This window comes from Lachnospira pectinoschiza (assembly GCF_900103815.1).
In the GTDB taxonomy this organism is placed as follows: domain Bacteria; phylum Bacillota; class Clostridia; order Lachnospirales; family Lachnospiraceae; genus Lachnospira; species Lachnospira pectinoschiza_B.
Window position 1 is genome coordinate 83,774 of the sequence record NZ_FNHZ01000002.1, and the last position, 19,054, is coordinate 102,827.

Annotated in this window: 19 protein-coding genes; all 19 read left to right on the top strand. The window is 35.2% G+C overall.

Annotated elements, in window-relative coordinates; all coding sequences use genetic code 11:
• The first annotated feature begins 21 nt into the window (after positions 1-21).
• The 19 genes from BLQ66_RS04410 (at position 22) to rpsU (ending at position 19,053) form a co-directional block, all read left to right on the top strand.
• On the top strand, positions 22-339 hold the full coding sequence (locus tag BLQ66_RS04410) for a leucine-rich repeat protein (protein WP_074521132.1): 318 nt from the start codon (positions 22-24) through the stop codon (positions 337-339).
• Between the two features lie 273 nt (positions 340-612).
• The gene (locus BLQ66_RS04415; RefSeq protein ID WP_074521133.1) at positions 613-1,866 is read left to right on the top strand and encodes a CAP domain-containing protein; all 1,254 of its coding nucleotides are present in this window, start codon (positions 613-615) and stop codon (positions 1,864-1,866) included.
• 341 nt (positions 1,867-2,207) lie between these two features.
• On the top strand, positions 2,208-2,420 hold the full coding sequence (locus BLQ66_RS04420) for a hypothetical protein (RefSeq protein ID WP_074521134.1): 213 nt from the start codon (positions 2,208-2,210) through the stop codon (positions 2,418-2,420).
• 271 nt (positions 2,421-2,691) lie between these two features.
• Positions 2,692-3,969 carry a diaminopimelate decarboxylase gene (locus BLQ66_RS04425; RefSeq protein WP_074521135.1) on the top strand — a complete coding sequence of 426 codons (1,278 nt, stop codon included), beginning with the start codon at positions 2,692-2,694 and terminating at the stop codon, positions 3,967-3,969.
• An 84-nt stretch (positions 3,970-4,053) separates the two neighbouring features.
• On the top strand, positions 4,054-5,430 hold the full coding sequence (locus BLQ66_RS04430) for a hypothetical protein (protein WP_074521136.1): 1,377 nt from the start codon (positions 4,054-4,056) through the stop codon (positions 5,428-5,430).
• An 86-nt stretch (positions 5,431-5,516) separates the two neighbouring features.
• Positions 5,517-5,843, top strand: coding sequence for a hypothetical protein (locus BLQ66_RS04435; protein WP_074521137.1), 327 nt, complete (start codon positions 5,517-5,519; stop codon positions 5,841-5,843).
• Positions 5,844-5,855: 12 nt separating this feature from the next.
• Positions 5,856-6,929: a DUF2953 domain-containing protein gene (locus BLQ66_RS04440; protein WP_074521138.1), complete on the top strand. Its 1,074-nt coding sequence runs from the start codon at positions 5,856-5,858 to the stop codon at positions 6,927-6,929.
• A gap of 48 nt (positions 6,930-6,977) precedes the next feature.
• Entirely contained in the window at positions 6,978-7,367 is a 390-nt protein-coding gene (locus tag BLQ66_RS04445; RefSeq protein ID WP_074521139.1) for a GerW family sporulation protein, read from the top strand.
• A 125-nt stretch (positions 7,368-7,492) separates the two neighbouring features.
• Positions 7,493-7,678, top strand: coding sequence for a 50S ribosomal protein L28 (rpmB, locus tag BLQ66_RS04450; RefSeq protein ID WP_027430797.1), 186 nt, complete (start codon positions 7,493-7,495; stop codon positions 7,676-7,678).
• 281 nt (positions 7,679-7,959) lie between these two features.
• Positions 7,960-8,319, top strand: a complete 360-nt coding sequence (locus BLQ66_RS04455) for an Asp23/Gls24 family envelope stress response protein (protein ID WP_027430796.1) — start codon at positions 7,960-7,962, stop codon at positions 8,317-8,319.
• 86 nt (positions 8,320-8,405) lie between these two features.
• Positions 8,406-10,103 carry a DAK2 domain-containing protein gene (locus BLQ66_RS04460; protein ID WP_074521140.1) on the top strand — a complete coding sequence of 566 codons (1,698 nt, stop codon included), beginning with the start codon at positions 8,406-8,408 and terminating at the stop codon, positions 10,101-10,103.
• 102 nt (positions 10,104-10,205) lie between these two features.
• Positions 10,206-12,272: an ATP-dependent DNA helicase RecG gene (gene recG / locus BLQ66_RS04465; protein WP_074521141.1), complete on the top strand. Its 2,067-nt coding sequence runs from the start codon at positions 10,206-10,208 to the stop codon at positions 12,270-12,272.
• Between the two features lie 18 nt (positions 12,273-12,290).
• Positions 12,291-12,521 carry a hypothetical protein gene (locus BLQ66_RS04470; RefSeq protein ID WP_027430793.1) on the top strand — a complete coding sequence of 77 codons (231 nt, stop codon included), beginning with the start codon at positions 12,291-12,293 and terminating at the stop codon, positions 12,519-12,521.
• 87 nt (positions 12,522-12,608) lie between these two features.
• Positions 12,609-13,133: an adenine phosphoribosyltransferase gene (locus BLQ66_RS04475; protein ID WP_074521142.1), complete on the top strand. Its 525-nt coding sequence runs from the start codon at positions 12,609-12,611 to the stop codon at positions 13,131-13,133.
• 119 nt (positions 13,134-13,252) lie between these two features.
• Positions 13,253-13,963, top strand: coding sequence for a purine-nucleoside phosphorylase (gene deoD / locus BLQ66_RS04480; RefSeq protein WP_074521143.1), 711 nt, complete (start codon positions 13,253-13,255; stop codon positions 13,961-13,963).
• Positions 13,964-13,981: 18 nt separating this feature from the next.
• The gene (locus BLQ66_RS04485) at positions 13,982-15,670 is read left to right on the top strand and encodes a MutS-related protein (RefSeq protein ID WP_074521144.1); all 1,689 of its coding nucleotides are present in this window, start codon (positions 13,982-13,984) and stop codon (positions 15,668-15,670) included.
• An 84-nt stretch (positions 15,671-15,754) separates the two neighbouring features.
• Positions 15,755-15,913, top strand: a complete 159-nt coding sequence (locus tag BLQ66_RS12015) for a hypothetical protein (protein ID WP_180364695.1) — start codon at positions 15,755-15,757, stop codon at positions 15,911-15,913.
• Positions 15,914-16,106: 193 nt separating this feature from the next.
• The gene (gene alaS, locus BLQ66_RS04490) at positions 16,107-18,743 is read left to right on the top strand and encodes an alanine--tRNA ligase (RefSeq protein WP_074521145.1); all 2,637 of its coding nucleotides are present in this window, start codon (positions 16,107-16,109) and stop codon (positions 18,741-18,743) included.
• Between the two features lie 133 nt (positions 18,744-18,876).
• Positions 18,877-19,053 (top strand): 30S ribosomal protein S21, encoded by a 177-nt coding sequence (gene rpsU / locus BLQ66_RS04495; RefSeq protein ID WP_005603101.1) that lies wholly within the window; start codon positions 18,877-18,879, stop codon positions 19,051-19,053.
• Position 19,054: the final 1 nt, after the last annotated feature.

Here is a 19,054-nt window from a genome sequence, read left to right on the forward strand (position 1 = left end):
TATGTAGAAAGAGGGAGTAATATGAAGAAAGAAAGAATCAAAGTACAGTTGTACAACAAGACTTATAAGGAGATCGATATGAGCGATTTTACAGAAATTCCAGAAGAATTATTCTCGAATCGCAATGACATAATTAGCGTATGGTTACCAGATGGTGTTAAGAAAATCGATGCTAATGCTTTTGAAAACTGTGTAAGACTTAGTGAAATTTTCTTTCCTAAGACACTTAGAGTTATTGAAAGCGAGGCCTTTAGAAATTGCATTAACCTAAAGAAACCTGAAATTTCAGAAAAAGTAGATGTGGCCACAAGCGCTTTTGTTGGTTGCAAATTATCATAAATAGAAATTAAAAAGCCTTTTTTACAAAATGATATATACCCTCTTTACTGGACAATATAGTTTCAGTAAAGAGGGTTGTTTTTTTAAAAGTATTTTATTATTGACTACCCTCCTAAAATTGCTCGCTATATAAAAAACAGTACTTCTTTTCCAGAAAATGTATTGACTTTATATATTATCAGTATTACAATCATTTTGTTTGTGAAAAAATTGTGTAATTATTGTGATAATAAGGTGAAATAATAAATATTATTATAAATATAAGGAGAAATTATGAGAAAGAGTAAATTAATCACAACACTTTTAATTTCCACACTCGCCCTATCAAGCGTTTTAACAGCGTGTGGATCAAAGAAGAATACATCAGAAAATGAAACAGAGCTTGTAACGGAAGTAGAAACACAAAGCTTACAGAGTGAAGCAGGTGCTAATATAGAAGGAACAAATCTTGAAGGACTTACATTTAATCAGTCCGTTTCAGAGGATTCCAGCGAAGTAAAGAATTTACTAACAAATTCAGGTGTTGAATATTCAGACGTAATTCTTTACGATTTCAATCTTACAGATGCTAATAATGAAAAGGTTCAGCCAGACGGCAGCGTAACAATTACATTTACACCAGAACTTGCAAACCCTAATAGAGAAGGTGCGACAAGCACTTATGCAGTTTACTATTATGATGATGAAAATGGAACAATCAGCCCTATGGAAACAACATCTAATGGAGATGAAGTTACATTTACAACAACACATTTTAGTTACTATGCACTTGCAAGAGCAATTCATGTTACTAATGAAGATGGAACAACATCTTTACTTGAATATGTTGACGATGAAGGCAACTATTTAACATGGAATGAAAAAGAAGAATTAAGAGCTAAGAAAGAACAAGAAGCTATGGAAGCCGCAGAAAAAGAAGAAGCAAAGAAGGCACAAGCTAATTCATCAACAACTAGCTCATCAAGTGGTAAGTCAGGAAGTACTAGCTCTTCTAGCAACAGTTCTAGTGGTTCATCATCAGCATCTACAACAGCATACTTCGATAGAGCTGCTGCAGAATCCTTATGGGCATCTATAAATGCTGAAAGAACCGCTGCAGGAGTTCCAGCTATGGAATGGAATGAAACTGCTTATGCATATGCCTGTGAAAGAGCACAAGAACTTGTAACAGACTATTCTCACAATGGTAATAATGAATCTTATAACGAAATTATTGCAATGAGATATGATACTAATTTCTACACAGCATTCAAAAACTCATCATCACATCACAACAATTATATGAGTTCTAGTAATACAAAGGGTGCATGTGCAGTATATTACTGTAATGGTTGGTATTACTGTGCTGGAGACTTCTATAGCAGTGGTTCATCTGTAGGAGCAAATTATGTAGACACATACACAGCTAGCAACGGTGTAACAATCCATATTCTTGAAAACGGAACATGTGGATGTTTCGACGCATGTAGCACTGAAGCAATGATGGCTGCTTGGGAAGAATATAAAACATTGAAAGGAATTCAATAAAAAAATATTGAAAAATCAATCGTCCTACGAATTTTCGTAGGGCGATTTTTTTTTTTTTTTCGAGTGATATTACGAATGTAAAAGCATTCACGAAACAATAAACCTTATATTTTTGAAAATATAATATTAAGACACACATATGTGTCTTCGAGTGTATTTATGAATTTTAAGAAAGACGGCATAACCGATGACAAAAAAGAAAATTTTAGTAAGTATTATGATGGTACATTTCACGAATCTGGAACTTGTTATCCAGAAGGAGGAACAAATTTCTGAAAAAAATGATATAATGTCCTTACCAAGAAGGATTTCTTTTGGGAAAAATTGAAGGAGGTTTTATTATGTTAAAAGAAAAGACTTTGCAGACTGCAGAACTTTTAGATATTCTTCCAGATGAAGATATTTTACTTGTTAATGCTTTAATTAAAAAACTTGTTATTGCATGGGATCCAGACTTCACAAAAGTAACTGCAAGGGAAAGAGAATTACTCGAAAAAATTGACTCCGAAATGAAAAATGGCGATTTCGTTTCAGAGGAAGATTTTTGGTCATAATTTAGTGATTATAAAATACAGTCAGTAATTGGCTGTATTTTTTTGCTTAAGTTAATTGTTTTCTTTCAGTCGTTTTTAATATCACAGGCATTGTATATACATTTTAGTATGGTAAACTGTAAAAGTTTCATGTATCTTACTTGACAAGGTTAGCCTGATATTATACTATCAAAAAGTGCAATTTAACCGGCGCTTTTCTTGATGTTATCGAGTTTTGTCACTGTTTGATTGCATACAATTAATATAGTAAATGTAAGAAAAGAGGTCGCATATGGGAAGTAAGAAAACATTCGTATCACTAGAACAAATCAAGGATATTGTAAAGACATATCCAACACCATTCCATCTATACGATGAGAAGGGCATTAGAGAAAATGCTGCAAAGTTAAAGCAGGCTTTTTCTTGGAATAAGGGATATAGAGAATATTTTGCTGTAAAGGCAACTCCTAATCCGTTTATTATTAACATTTTAAGAGACTACGGTTGCGGCCTAGATTGCTCATCACTTACAGAGCTTATGATGGCTAATGCTTTGGAGTGTAAGCCAGAAGAGATTATGTTTTCTTCAAATGATACACCAGCCCAGGAGTATGAATATGCCCTTAAGATTGGTGCAACAATTAATTTAGATGATATTACTCATATTGAGTTTTTAGAAGAAATTGCAGGGGGTAAGCTTCCAGAAACAATGAGCTGCAGATTTAACCCAGGCGGATATTTCAAGATGGGTACAGATATTATGGATAACCCTGGAGATGCTAAGTATGGTATGACTCACGAGCAGATTATTGAAGCCTTTAAGATTTTAAAGAGCAAGGGAGTTAAGCATTTTGGTATACATTCTTTCCTTGCAAGTAACACAGTATCTAATGATTACTATCCAACACTTGCAAAGATTTTATTCGAGCTTGCAGTTGAATTAAAGGAAAAAACAGGAGTTAGCATTGAATTTATCAATCTTTCCGGTGGTGTTGGTGTAGCTTATAAGCCAGAGCAGACACCTAATGATATTCTTGTAATTGGTGAGGGTGTTCATAAGGTATTTGATGAAGTATTAGTACCAGCAGGCCTTGGAGATGTTGCTATCTTTACAGAGCTTGGTAGATTTATGCTTGCACCATATGGTTGCCTTGTTTCTCAGGCAATTCATGAAAAGCATACACATAAGGAATACATTGGCCTTGATGCTTGTGCAGTAAATCTTATGAGACCAGCTATGTATGGTGCTTACCATCATATTACAGTAGCAGGTAAGGAAGATGCAGTTTGTGATCACACTTATGATGTAACAGGTTCTCTTTGTGAGAATAATGATAAGTTTGCTATTGATAGAAAGTTACCAAAGATTGATATGGGGGATTACCTTATTATCCACGATACAGGTGCTCACGGCTTCGCTATGGGTTATCAGTACAATGGCAAGCTTCGTTCTTCAGAACTCTTACTTAAGGAAGATGGTTCTGTTGAGATGATTAGAAGAGCAGAGACACCAAAGGATTATTTCCAGACATTTGATTTCTGCGATTTTTATAAGAAAGTTCTTAACTAGTTAGGACTTAATAATATTGATTTAAAGTCGGCGAAAGTGTATTATAGACTATGTTTTCTAAAAAGAAGAGAAAGGGAGAGCGTTTTGAAAAATTTATCTTATATTGCCAATGAAATAAATAAGGGTAAGGATTTAGATGAGAATCTTTTATTATATTTGAAATCAGCTTCTTCGCTCTATAGTACACTTGGAGCCATTAAATTATCTATGAATTATTACACTTTAGTAGATATTTTACTTGAAGAAGACATAGATGATACTTTTGTTAGTAATTTTGAAAATGTTAAGACAGTCCTTGAGGATATCTTAAAAGGTGAGACAGAGGATGCCGATAGTAAGCTTAGTGAAATTAGAAATAAGCTTATTGAAAAGATGGAGAAGATTACTAACATCGTTGATAGACTTAGAATTTACGAATATGTTTTAAATAGAATCGAGTATAAGTACAAAGAAGCAGAACTTGATAAGGAGTACTATAATACTTATTTGACTAATGATGTAATGCATTACATTTTAAAGGATAAGGACAATCTAGTAATTAATACTAAGATTGCTGAAATCATTGGCCAGCTTCCAATGAGAATGTCAAAGGGTAAGTTCTATGACCATATTGAGGATGCCTTTAGTCTTCATCATGGCGCAATGAAAAAGACTATTGATGACTTTTATTACTCACTTTCAACTACAGCAATGTTAAAGGATTTAGGAGATATTTCTGAATTTGGTGATGTGGCTGTTGCTATTGAAAGGTTAGAATCTGCAAGCTATTCAAAGCTTTCAAAGGATGAGTTTGATCAGTTAAGAAAGGCCTTTGATTTAGCAAGTGAAAGAATCAATGCATTAGCTGATTCTTACGTTTTACTTACTCAGGTAATTAACGATGCGCTTACAATTTCCCTTACAAGCAGCACAAGTCTTGGCCTTAATGAAGAACTTGACCTTGCAAAGAATATTATTCTTGAGACAGGAAAGGCCTATATTACTCGTGTTGGTATGGATGAAATTGCTGAGAATTTCGTTAACTTTGAAGGCAAGCAGGAAAAGCTTTTAGAAAATATTTCAAGCTCAGACTTCATTATTGACTATGTTAATAATGAATTAAAGGATAAGCTTGATGTAGAAAGTCTTGTAGGCTATGAAAAGCTTTTACAGGTTACAAAGCTTCAGTCAGGTAGTGACTTCGTTTCTTTATTTAAGGTGGAGAATGAAGAGGAAATTCCTGAGGATTCTTATGCTGATAATATGGCAGAGAAGCTCTGTAAGGAATTAGATGAAAGCTTTAAGGGCATGGAATCAATGGTTAAGAGAGCTATTATGGCAAGCGTAATTTCTAATTTACCAGTTTTCTTTAATGACACTAAGGAGATTCAGGATTATATTAACTCAGCACTTATGGCATGTAGCGATGAGGCAGAGATGAAAGCCTGCGTTGAAATTATAAAAGCTGTTGTTAAAGGTTAAAATTAGTGTTAATATTTACTATAGTAAATTTAAGCGGATTTAAAGGTTTTCTTTTAGGTCCGCTAATTTTAAAATAGAGGGATTGTATGAGATTTTATAAAAAGTTATATTACGGCGAGGAAGCAAGAAAGAATAAAGCTAAAATATTTTCCAAAATCAAAAGAAACAGCTTTAGTTCTGATACTTATCTTATTACTCTAGCTAGCAATCCAGAGAATCTATTAGATATTATTTCAGCTAATGTCTTTAATCAGCCACATTTTAAAAAGCAAAAGAATCATGAAGATATCCTAGTGGTGGGTATTGCCAAAGGTGAGGCTGAAAGCTACGAGCTTGTAAGACAGATAGTTGATGAGATGTATAAAAAACAAGGGGACTTTAATATAAGAGAATTTCTTGAGATTAAAGGCTAAAGAGGGTATTAGATGCTAGGTGTTTGTTTGTTAATTTTGAAAATAATAGGAATAGTTCTTCTAGCCTTGCTTTTACTGCTTTTACTAGTGCTTGGCTTGCTTTTATTTGTTCCTGTTAGATATAAAATTTATGCTAGTTATTATAATGAACTAAAATTTAGTGCAAGTCTAACTTGGCTTTTGCGACTACTTAGAATCAACGCTAAATTTGATAAAGAGTTTAGCTATGAGGGCAAGATTGCATTTTTTAAATTCTTAGATGGTACATCAGAAGAGGATGTATCAAAGGAAGAGGAGAACTCAACTGTTAAGGATGCATCTGGAAAAGCTTCATCTGCTAAGGCTAAGAAAGAAAAGAATGTTTTTGATGATGACTTTGAGGATGATGAGCCTAATGAAAATGCAGGCAAAGCCGGAGAAGAAGAGCAGTCTAGTACAGGCGTAAAGACAGAACATTTTGATGAATTCTATAATGAGGAATTTAGGGAAGGGGAGTTAGGCCCTGAACCAGATATTGATGAATCTAGAAAAACTGATGACTTTGGCGAAGACGACTTTGAAGACGAGGATTTAGATGAAGAAGACTTAGCTGATAAGGACTTAGATTACTTATTATCTAGGGGTCCTATTGGAAAAGTGAGACGAATTCTAATAATTCTAGTTCGTAAACTTAAAAGAATTCTTTCCTTAATAGCGGATAGCTTAAGAAAAGTTAAAGGTGCTAAAGAAAAGCTTTTTAAGAAGATTAATCATATAAAAGAGCTTGTAACAGATGAAGAAAATAAAGAGTTTTTAGCCTTTATAATTCAAAGACTAAAGGAGCTTTTAAAGTTACTAAAGCCTAAAAAGTATAAAATTGATTTACATTTTGGCTTTGAAGATCCTTCAACTACAGGAAAAATCTTGATGTATTTATCAGTTATTTATGGTCTTACAGGCCTTGATATGAAGATAAATCCTGATTTTGAAGAAGAAGTTAAAGAAGGAGAAATCCTATTAAAAGGAAGCTTTCAGTTAATTTTTCTAGTAATAATTGCAGTTAAGCTATTCTTAAATAAAAAATTTAAAGAGTTGGTTTTCAAATAGCTTAAATGTGGTATAATTAGCAATGTATTATAGTAAGGGAGGAAATCTATGGCTAATAATAACTTTGATACAACAGTTGCGTCACTATTTAAGGGCATGGATGCTTTTGTTTCAGCTAAGACTGTAGTTGGAGACGCAGTTAAAGTAAATGATACTATTATATTACCATTAGTAGATGTAGCTTTTGGCGTTGGTGCCGGTGCATTTGCTGGAGAAAAGAAGAATAATGCTGGTGGAGCTATGACAGGTAAGATATCTCCTAGCGCAGTTCTTGTAATTCAGAATGGTGCAACTAAGTTAGTCAACGTTAAGAATCAGGATACAGTTACTAAGATCTTAGATATGGCGCCAGATATTATTGACAGATTTACAGGTAAGTCTGGAAAAGTAGAGACAGATGAGGAAATTGATAAGGCAATTGACGATATTACAGACTAGTATTAAAGATACTATAGATTATTTTTTAAATTATAAAATATTGTTGCATTATTAATTTTTATCTGATATAATAACGACTGTTGTGGGTAAAATACCCCCAAGTTTGATAAGGAGGTGTTATAGTAATGGCAAAATGTGCGATTTGTGAAAAAAGTGCTCACTTTGGAAATGCTGTGAGCCATTCTCATAGAAGATCAAATAAGATTTGGAATGCTAACGTTAAGTCTGTTAGAGTTAAGGTTGAAGGTGGATCTAAGAAGATGTATGTTTGTACATCATGCTTACGTTCAGGTGCTGTAGAGCGTGCTTAATTGACGCCTATGCGAATAACTTTAGGTAATTAAGGTGAATTGCGGAATATTTATATATACGTAATTCACTTTATTTTTTGCCTGAAATTTTACTATATACACGTATAAGAAAAGTTTTATCATTTACCAAAGGGGCTAAATCTTGAATTTAGGCCTTTATAATAGTATAATGACATCATTAAAGAAACTTAGAGATAGTTTTTCTATAGGGATAAAGTTTTCTGCGCAAGCTTTCGGTAATTACCGTCCCAATAAATCAAGACGCAGAGCGGAGGCGAGATATGAAGGGTATTCTTGATAATGAGTTAGGAAGGGTTTCTATTGATCCTGAGGTTATTGCACAATACGCTGGTTCAACAGCTATTGAATGCTTTGGTATTGTTGGTATGGCTGCAGTAAGCATGAAGGATGGTTTAGTTAAGCTTCTTCGTGGCGACAGTTTAACAAGAGGTATTAAGGTTGATATAGATGAAGATAACAAGATCACTATCGATTTCCACGTTATCGTTTCGTATGGTGTCAGCATTAATACAGTATCTGATAACTTAATACAGAATATTAAGTATAAGGTTTCTGAATTTACAGGCCTTGAAATTAAGAAGATTAATATATTTGTTGAAGGCGTTAGAGTAATTGACTAGTCTTTAATATTTATTAACATAGAAATTATTATAGGATTATTTTATTTAATGCTAAGCAAGGGCTTAGCAGAATGGAGGATTTAAAAGTGGCTACAAAAACTATAGATGCATCGCTTATGCAAAAGATGTTTCTAGCTGGAGCTAAGAATCTAGAGGCTAATAAGGAATGGATCAACGACTTAAACGTTTTCCCAGTTCCAGATGGAGATACAGGTACTAATATGACTATGACAATTTTGTCAGCAGCAAGAGAAGTTAGTACAATTGCTAATCCTAATATGGCTAGTTTATCAAAGGCGATTTCATCAGGTTCATTAAGAGGAGCTAGAGGAAATTCAGGTGTTATTTTATCACAGCTTTTAAGAGGTTTTACTAGAGAGGTTAAGTCTACAACAGAGATTAATGTTGAGACAATCGCTCTTGCATGTCAAAGAGCAACAGAGACAGCATATAAGGCTGTAATGAAGCCTAAGGAAGGAACAATCCTTACAGTTGCTAAGGGTGTTTCTGATAAGGCAGCAACACTTGCAGCAGAGACAGACGATGTTGAAGAGTTTATTGCAAAGCTTATTGAAGAAGCAGAGTTTGTATTATCTAAGACTCCAGATATGCTTCCAGTATTAAAGGAAGCTGGCGTAGTAGATTCAGGCGGACAGGGCTTAGTAGTTGTTCTTAAGGGTTGTTATGATGCCTTAACAGGTAAGGTAACAGACTTTACAATTACAGAGACTGACAATAAGCCAGAATCTGAAAGCAAGGCAGGCGTTGGCGCTGCTATTGAAAATGTTGAAATTAAGTACGGTTACTGTACAGAATTTATCGTAAATCTTGAAAGAGAATTCACATCAAAGGATGAAGCTGAATTTAAGAAGTTCTTAGAGTCAATTGGTGATTCTATTGTATGTGTATCTCTTGATGATATTGTAAAGATTCACGTTCATACAAACCATCCAGGTTTAGCTTTCGAAGAGGGATTAAAGTATGGTTCATTAACTAAGATGAAAGTTGATAACATGCGTGAAGAACACAATGAAAAGCTTGTTACACAGGCTGAAAAGCAGGCTGCTGCCGCAAGTGATGCTATGAATAAGGTTAAGGAATCTAAGGCAAGCAATGAGCCTAAGAAGGATTTTGGCTTTATTACAATTGCACCAGGTGAAGGTATTGGCCAGATCTTTAGAGATTTAGGTTGTGATGAGGTTATTGAAGGTGGTCAGACAATGAACCCTTCAACAGAAGATATCTTAAATGCTGCAGATAAGATTAATGCAGAAGTTATTTATGTCTTACCTAATAACGGTAACATTATCTTAGCTTCTAACCAGGCTGCAAGCATTATTGAAGATAAGAAGATGATCGTTATTCCTACAAAGACTGTACCTCAGGGTATTTCAAGTTTAATTAACTTTGAGGCAACAAGATCTGAAGAAGAGAATACAGAGGCTATGACAGAAGGCTTAAGCCTTGTTAAGTCAGGTCAGTTAACATATGCAGTAAGAGATACATCTATTGATGGCAAGGAAATCAAGAAGGACAACTTCATTGGTTTAGGCGATAAGGGCCTTTCATCAGTTGGTGTTGATATGCATGAAACACTCGTTGAATTAATTAATGATTTAATGTTTGATGATGCTGAACTTGTTACTGTTTATTATGGTAGTGATGTTACAGAAGAAGCTGCTAACGAAGCAGTTGAGGCTATTAAGAATAAGTTCGCTGATAAGGAAGTTGAATTACAGTACGGTGGACAGCCAGTATATTACTACATCGTTTCAGTAGAATAATTAATATTAATAATGAATTTAGATTAATCAACGCATAAGCTTTATGCGTTGATTAATTTTTTATCTAAGACTATCTAAGATTAAGAATAATAAGGGGACAGCATGGATATTAAGGCTTTAAAGGGAGTGGGCGAAAAGACTGCTAGCTATTTTTCACAACTAAATATTTATACTACTGAGGATTTATTAAAGCATTATCCAAGAAAATACGACATCTACGAAGAGCCTGTAAGAGTAGCAGATTTAGAAGCAGATGAGGATTTAGAAGGAAGTGTTGTTGCTATGGAGGGAGTCGTAATTAAAAGCCCTGACATCTATGGCAATGGTAAATTAAAGATTCTTTCAGTTAATCTAAAGGATGAAAATGGCGATGCCTTTAAAGTAACCTTCTTTAATATGCCATTTTTAAAGAACAATTTTAAGTTAGGGGCTAGATACATTTTCAGAGGAATAATTAATAAGACTAGATATAAGTGGACCTTCGAGCAGCCAAAGCTCTTTACGAGGGCTGCTTATAAAGAACTTGAAGGAAGCATGATGCCAATTTATCCATTAACTAAGGGAATTACCAATAATATGCTTACTAAGTTGGTGTCGGGACTTTTAAAGGAATATGAGGAAAAGCTTGAGCCAGAGTACATTCCTTTATGGGTTAGGGAAAAGTATGAGCTGGCGGAGCATAATTTTGCTATGGAGAATATACATTTTCCAAAAGAGTTTGATGATTATATCAATGCTAGACATAGACTATCATTCGAGGAGTTTTTCCTCTTTATTCTAGCAACACTTAGCTTGAAATCTTCAAAGGAGACTAATCCAAATATTTATGAAATTAATCGACTTGAGAAAATCGATGAATTTATAGAAGGTCTACCCTTTAAACTTACTAATGCCCAGCTAAAAACAGTGGAAGAGGTTAGGGCTGATTACACAGGACCTAAGATTATGTCTAGATTAATTCAGGGTGATGTAGGTTCTGGTAAGACTATTGTGGCCATTATTGCCTTACTTGAAATTGCTCTAAATAACTATCAGGGGGCTATGATGGTGCCAACGGAGGTTCTTGCCATTCAGCAGTTTGAATCTCTAAAGGACTTAATTGAAAAAAACGGACTTGATATTAAGATAGAGCTTTTAGTGGGTTCTATGACAGCTAAGGAAAAGCGCCTAGCCTACCAGCGAATTCAGTCTGGAGAGGCGCAGATTATAATTGGAACTCATGCCCTTATTCAGGAAAAGCTTGAATACAAGGATTTGGCCCTTGTTATAACAGATGAGCAGCATCGATTTGGCGTTGCCCAAAGAGAGAGCTTTTCTAATAAGGGAAGACGACCACACATTTTGGTTATGTCTGCTACACCGATTCCAAGAACCTTGGCCATTATTCTTTATGGAGATTTGGATATTTCCGTAATTGATGAGCTACCAAAGGGGCGTTTGCCTATTAAAAATGCAGTCGTTGACGAATCTTACAGAGATAATGCCGACAAGTTTTTAGATAGGGAAGTAAAGGCAGGACATCAGTGTTATGTTATTTGTCCAATGGTTGAGGAAAGTGAAAATTTCACTGGGGCTAATGTAATTGATTACTCTAAAGAGCTTTCAAAGCGCCTGCCAGATTGTCGAATTGAATATCTTCACGGCAAGTTAAAGCCTGCCAAAAAGGAAGAGATAATGAGGCGGTTCTCTAAACATGAGATAGACATTTTAGTATCCACAACGGTTATTGAGGTTGGCGTAAATGTACCTAATGCCACAGTTATGTTAATTGAGAATTCAGAGATGTTTGGACTTGCGGGACTTCATCAGCTAAGGGGCCGTGTTGGTCGAGGCGATGCCCAGAGTTACTGTATCTTTATGACCGGTAAAAAGTCTGAGAAGATTAAGAAGAGATTAGACATTTTAAAAAATAGTAACGACGGCTTTGAGATAGCAAGAAAGGATCTAGAGCTTCGTGGCCCTGGCGACTTCTTTGGCGTAAGACAAAGCGGAGATTTTAATTTCGGTATTGCAGATATATTTGCAGATGCACAAACCCTAAAAGAGGCTAGTGATGCGGCTAAGCTAATTTATGATGCAGACAATAATTTAGAGAGCGATGAAAATGCACTGCTTAAGGAAAAAGTGATAGAATATAGGGGTAAGGTGTTAGATAAGATTAATATATAAAGAATCGAGGCTTAAGATATGAGAGAAATGTCATTTACTATGAGTAGACCAGGTTTAGTAAAAGAAGGGGATGTAGTGGAAATTACTGAGGGAAAATTACCTAGTAGTTATTATTATACTATTGAACCTGCGGTGGCTATGTCTGGTAACTTCACAACTCCAGAGCGCTTAAAATCTAGAAAAGGCGTGGTTAAGGAAGTTGGTGAAACAAGTAGGGGATATTATGTTTTGTGTGAATTTGATGAATAGTTATACAAAACGAAATTTTTATGTTATAATGAGAAGTGCGTCATTTTATGATATTAATAGTTTAAACATATTAAGGAGTTTGTTACAATGAAAAAGGTTGAAGATTATGTAAGAAGTATTCCAGATTTCCCTAAGGAAGGCATCGTATTTAGAGATGTCACAACAGTACTTCAGGATCCAGATGGCTTCCAGTTAGCAATTGATGAGATTGATAACTTATTAAAGGACGTAGATTATGATGTTGTAGTTGGACCAGAATCTAGAGGATTTATTTTTGGTGTTCCAATCGCTTATAAGAACCACAAGGGATTTGTACCTGCAAGAAAGAAGGGTAAGCTTCCTTGCGAGACAGTATCAAAGGAATACGCTCTTGAATATGGCACAGCCGTTGTTGAATTACATAAAGATTCTATCAAGCCAGGTCAGAAGGTAGTTATCGTAGATGACTTAATCGCTACAGGCGGAACAATTGAAGCAATCATTAAGCTTATCGAAGAGCTTGGTGGTGAAGTAGTTAAGGTTGTATTCTTAATGGAACTTGAAGGCTTAAAGGGCAGAGACAAGTTAAAGGGATACAATGTAGATGCAGTAATTAAGTATGAAGGAAAGTAATTAATTTAGAAAGTTTTAATTCCTAAATCTTAATTATTAGTTTATAATATTAGATATTAAGAAGTAGTGTGTTTTATTTATAAAGTGCACTACTTTTTTTAAAAGATTGGAGGATAAATATGAGTACAGCACATAACGCAGCTAATTTAGGTGACATTGCAAAGACTGTTCTTATGCCAGGGGATCCGCTAAGAGCTAAGTTTATTGCAGATACATTCCTTGAAAATGTAACACAGTTTAATACTGTAAGAAATATGTTTGGATATACAGGTGAATATAAGGGCAAGAAGGTTTCTGTAATGGGAAGCGGCATGGGTATGCCATCAATTGGTATCTATAGCTATGAGCTCTATAGCATGTATGACGTAGATAATATTATTAGAATCGGTTCTGCAGGAGCTCTATCAGATGATCTTTCTTGCATGGATGTAGTTTTAGCTTCTACAGCTTCTACTAATTCAAATTACGCAGCCCAGTATAAATTACCAGGTACAATTGCACCAACTGCTAACTTTACACTTTTAAAGACAGCTTATGATGAGGCTGCAAAGCTTGGTATTGATGTAACTGTTGGAAATGTATTATCATCAGATACTTTCTACTCAGATGATAAAGATGCTAATGACCTATGGAAGAAGATGGGCGTGCTTTGTGTAGAGATGGAATCGGCAGCTCTTTACTTAAATGCTCAGAGACTAGGTAAGAAGGCGCTTTGCATTTTAACCATCAGTGACCATCTTTATAAGAATGAAGAGCTTGATGCATATCAGAGACAGACTAGCTTTACTAATATGATGGAAATTGCACTTAATACTGCTATTAATCTTTAATTTAGGAGACTTGAATTTATGAATAATAAGGACATCGTTTGGATACTAATAATAATAGCAGCAATAGTTTCTATTATTTATGCCTACATTTCACAAAGAAGGGCAGCAAGAATAAAGCTACACAAAAGACTTAAGAAAGCTTATGGCAAAAGGGCGAATAAGAAGACTAGCCTAGATGAACTTGAGCAGATTACACATTTTTATAAGAACAGGGCAAGGGGAGAATGCGTTGATGATATTAGCTGGAATGACCTAGATATGGACAGAGTTTTCCATACCCTTAATAATACCAACTCTTCAATTGGTCAGGAATACTTATATAAAATGATTCGCGAGACGGATAAGTCTGAAGAAGAATTAAAGAAAATTGATGACTACGCTAATTCCTTTGATGAGGATGAGGATAGTAGATTTAAGATTCAAAAGATTTTTGCATTTATTGGATATGCTAAGCATATGGCAGTGTCTGATTATGTGGACATGATTGTGGAATTAAAGCCAAAGTCTAATATTGCAAATTATCTATCGCCTATTCTTTTAATCGCTTCTTTAGTGGTTTTACTTGCAATTAATCCATCCATTGGAATTTTACTTGTGATTGTTGCTATGATTTTTTGTGTGGTTACATATTACAGATTTAAGGCGGATGTGGAGAGATATTTTGTTTGTATAAATCAGATTGTTAAGATGATTAAGGCCTCAAAGGATATTGTAAATCTTGATTTGGATTTCCTTGCAGACTCTAATGCTAGATTAAAGGAATTATCAAAGGCCTTTAGTAAGATTTATAATAACTCAGCAATGCTTGAAACAGGCAATGTAACAGGCTCTATTTCCGAGATTATTATGGACTATTTAAGAATGCTTACTCATATTGACTTGATTAAGTTTAACAATATGGTTAAGTTACTTAATAATAAGGAGCAGGAAATCTACGAGCTTATGGACGTTTTAGGCTTTATTGAGTCTACAATTGCCATTGCATCCTTTAGAAAGAGCTTGCCATACTATAGCGTTCCACAATTTGTGGAGGGAGACATCTCTATTAACTTAGAAGAGGCATATCACCCACTAATTGAAAACCCAGTGGTTAATTCTATTAGTGAGAACGGTAATGTACTTCTTACAGGTTCTAATGCTTCCGGTAAGTCTACATTTTTAAAGACTGTTGCCATTAATGCAATTCTTAGTCAGACTATTAATACAAGCCTTTCAAAGTCTTATAAGGCACCAAAGTTTAGAATCTATTCTTCTATGGCACTTCGAGACGATTTAGAGGCTAATAATAGTTACTATATTGTAGAGATTAAGTCTATTAAGCGAATCTTTGATAGTCTTGATGATAATAAGAAGCCTTTACTTATCTTTATTGATGAGGTTTTAAAGGGTACTAACACAGTGGAGCGTGTGGCTGCATCAACTCAGATACTATCAAGCCTTGGCAAGTCAAAGGCCTTTGTATTTGCGGCAACTCATGATGTAGAGCTTACAACACTACTTGAGAAAGAGTATGAGAATTATCATTTTAGAGAAAATGTAACAGATGATGAAGTTTTATTTGACTATAAGCTTCACAAGGGACCAGCAACTACAAGAAATGCCATAAAGCTATTATCAGTTCTTGGATTTGATAAAGAAATTGTAGATAAATCAAATGAGAGAGCAGCATATTTTTTAGAGAATGCTAGCTGGAAAGTTGAAATTTAGGGACAAATGTTATATAATAGCACTATATATGTGGGATACCACGAAGGTGATTAACACAAATAAAATTAATTTGGAGGCGTTTTAATGGTTGTACTTACTACTTTAGGTGGCGAAATTTGTTATGAGGCAGTTAAGTTTGTAGTTTATATTGCTGCAATCGTTTGTGCTTGTATGATCGGTGGTAAATTACGCAAGTCCTCAGATGCTAAAAAGGCTGCAAAGGCTCAGGAAGAAGATAAATAATTATTATTTTATAGACAGGTCAGTGTTTGGCCTGTCTTTTTTTATTGCAAAGGCCTTTAAATCCTTGTTTCATTGACAGAAACAAATAATTGAGTTATATTTAGCTAGTGTCTTTAGAACTAGATAGCATAAAGACACGATTATTTTTTGTTAATTATTAAAAATTTATTATAGCATTTGGGAGGAAGAAACAGTGCAGTACAGAGGTGTAAACGAACTAAGAAAGTTATATCTTGATTTCTTTGAAAGCAAAGAACATCTTAGAATGAAGAGCTTTTCTTTAGTTCCTCACAATGATAACAGTTTACTTATTATTAATTCAGGTATGGCTCCTTTAAAGCCTTATTTTACAGGTCAGGAAATTCCACCTAAGAGAAGAGTTACAACATGTCAGAAGTGTATCAGAACAGGTGATATCGAGAACGTTGGTAAGACTGCAAGACACGGTACTTTCTTTGAAATGCTTGGTAATTTCTCATTTGGTGATTATTTTAAGACAGAAGCTATTCATTGGTCATGGGAATTCTTAACAGAAGTTGTTGGTATTGATCCAGACAGATTATATCCTTCAGTTTATGTTGATGATGATGAAGCTTTTGAAATTTGGAATAAGGAAATCGGCGTTGCAGCTGATAGAATTTATAGATTTGGTAAGGAAGATAACTTCTGGGAGCATGGTGCTGGTCCTTGTGGTCCATGTTCTGAAATCTATTATGACCGTGGTGAAAAGTACGGTACAGGCCCTGAGGATGTTATGGGTGGCGAAGGCGACAGATTCATGGAAGTATGGAATAACGTTTTCTCACAGTTTAACAACGACGGCAAGGGTAACTACACAGAATTAGTTCAGAAGAACATCGATACAGGTATGGGTCTTGAAAGACTTGCTGTAGTTGTTCAGGATGTAGATTCTATCTTTGATGTAGATACATTACAGGCACTTCGTGACAAGGTTTGCGAAATCGCTGGTGTTAAGTATAAGGATTCTGAAAAGCAGGATGTTTCTATCCGTGTTATTACAGACCACATTCGTTCTGTAACATTTATGGTATCAGATGGTATCATGCCTTCTAATGAAGGAAGAGGCTATGTTCTTAGAAGATTACTTAGAAGAGCAGCTAGACACGGTAGATTACTTGGAATTAACCATAAGTTCCTTGGTGAATTATGTGAGACAGTTATTGAAGGTTCTAAGGATGGTTACCCAGAATTAGAAGAGAAGAAGACATTTATCTTAAAGGTTATCTCTGAAGAAGAAGATAAGTTTAATAAGACAATTGATCAGGGCCTTACAATTCTTAACGATATGATGGATGAGCTTGCAAAGAACAACTCTAAGGTTCTTAGCGGTGCTGATACATTTAAGTTATATGATACTTACGGATTCCCTATTGATTTAACAAAGGAAATCCTTGAAGAAAAAGATATTACTGTTGATGAAGAAGGCTTTAAGGCAGCTATGGAAGAGCAGAGAGTTAAGGCTCGTAATGCTAGAAAGACTACAAACTACATGGGTGCTGACGCAACAGTTTATGATGATATTGATCCAGCAATTAGCTCTGAATTTGTTGGCTATGACAAGTTAACAAATGAAGGTGAAGTCCTTGTTTTAACAACAGAGGAAGAAATTGTTGATGCCTTAACAGAAGGCGATAAGGGTACAATTATCGTTGATAAGACAGCTTTCTATGGCACAATGGGTGGCCAGGAAGGTGATAAGGGTATTATTACAACTCCTGAAGGCGAATTTAAAGTTGAGACTACAATTCACTTAAAGGGTGGCAAGATTGGTCACGTTGGTGAAATGACAAAGGGTATGATTAAGCAGGGTGATAAGGTTACACTTTGTGTTGATGAAGCTGGTAGAGCTGACACATGTAAGAACCACTCAGCTACTCACCTTTTACAGAAGGCTTTAAGAACTGTTTTAGGTGATCACGTAGAACAGAAGGGTTCATTTGTAAACCCAGAAAGACTTCGTTTCGACTTTACTCACTTCCAGAGTGTAACTAAGGAAGAATTAGCTAAGGTTGAAGAATTAGTTAATGAGCAGATCGCAAAGGCTGTTCCTGTTGTAACTGATGTTATGACAATTGATGAAGCTAAGAAGACTGGTGCTATGGCCCTCTTTGGTGAAAAGTATGGCGAGAAGGTACGTGTTGTATCTATGGGTGATTTCTCTAAGGAATTCTGTGGTGGTACACATGTAGCTAATACAGCTAATATTAGATTATTTAAGATCGTTGGTGAGTCAGGTGTTGCAGCTGGTGTTAGAAGATTAGAGGCTCTTACAGATAAGGGTGTATTAAACTACTATGCTAAGCTTGAAGAAGAATTAAGCAATGCAGCTAAGGTAGCTAAGGTTGAACCTGCTCAGTTAATTAATAAGATTAACTCATTAAATGATGAAGTTAAGGCACTTTCAAGCGAGAATGAAAAGCTTAAGGCTGAACTTGCAAACAACGCTCTTGGCGATGTTTCAAGTGATGCAGTTGAAGTTAAGGGCTTTAAGTTAATCGCTACTAAGTTATCAGGCGTTGATATGAACGAACTTAGAAACTTAGGCGATAAGTTAAAGACAGAAATCAAGTCAGGTGTTGTATTACTTGCATCTGATAATGATGGTAAGGTTAACTTAATTGCTATGGCAACAGATGATGCAGTTAAGGCTGGTGCTCATGCAGGTAACTTAATTAAGAGTCTTGCTCCAATCGTTGGAGGTGGCGGCGGTGGTCGTCCTAACATGGCTCAGGCTGGTGGTAAGAATGCTGCTGGTATTGATGAGTTACTTTCAAAGGTAGCATCTGAATTAGAAGGTCAGTTAAACTAGTCTAAACTTTTAGTTCAAAACTAGTTGACGAAAATAAAATATATGGTATAATTTTAGTTGTGCGATTAGAATACCCTATATTTATAATTATGTATTGATGCACAATTTGCAACAGAAGGGTGGTCAGGGAAGTATGTCAAACGTAATCGTTAAAGAAAACGAATCATTAGATAGCGCTTTACGCAGATTCAAGAGAAACTGTGCTAAGGCTGGCATTCAGCAGGAAATTCGTAAGAGAGAACATTACGAAAAGCCAAGCGTAAGACGTAAGAAGAAGTCTGAAGCTGCTAGAAAACGTAAGTACAACTAAT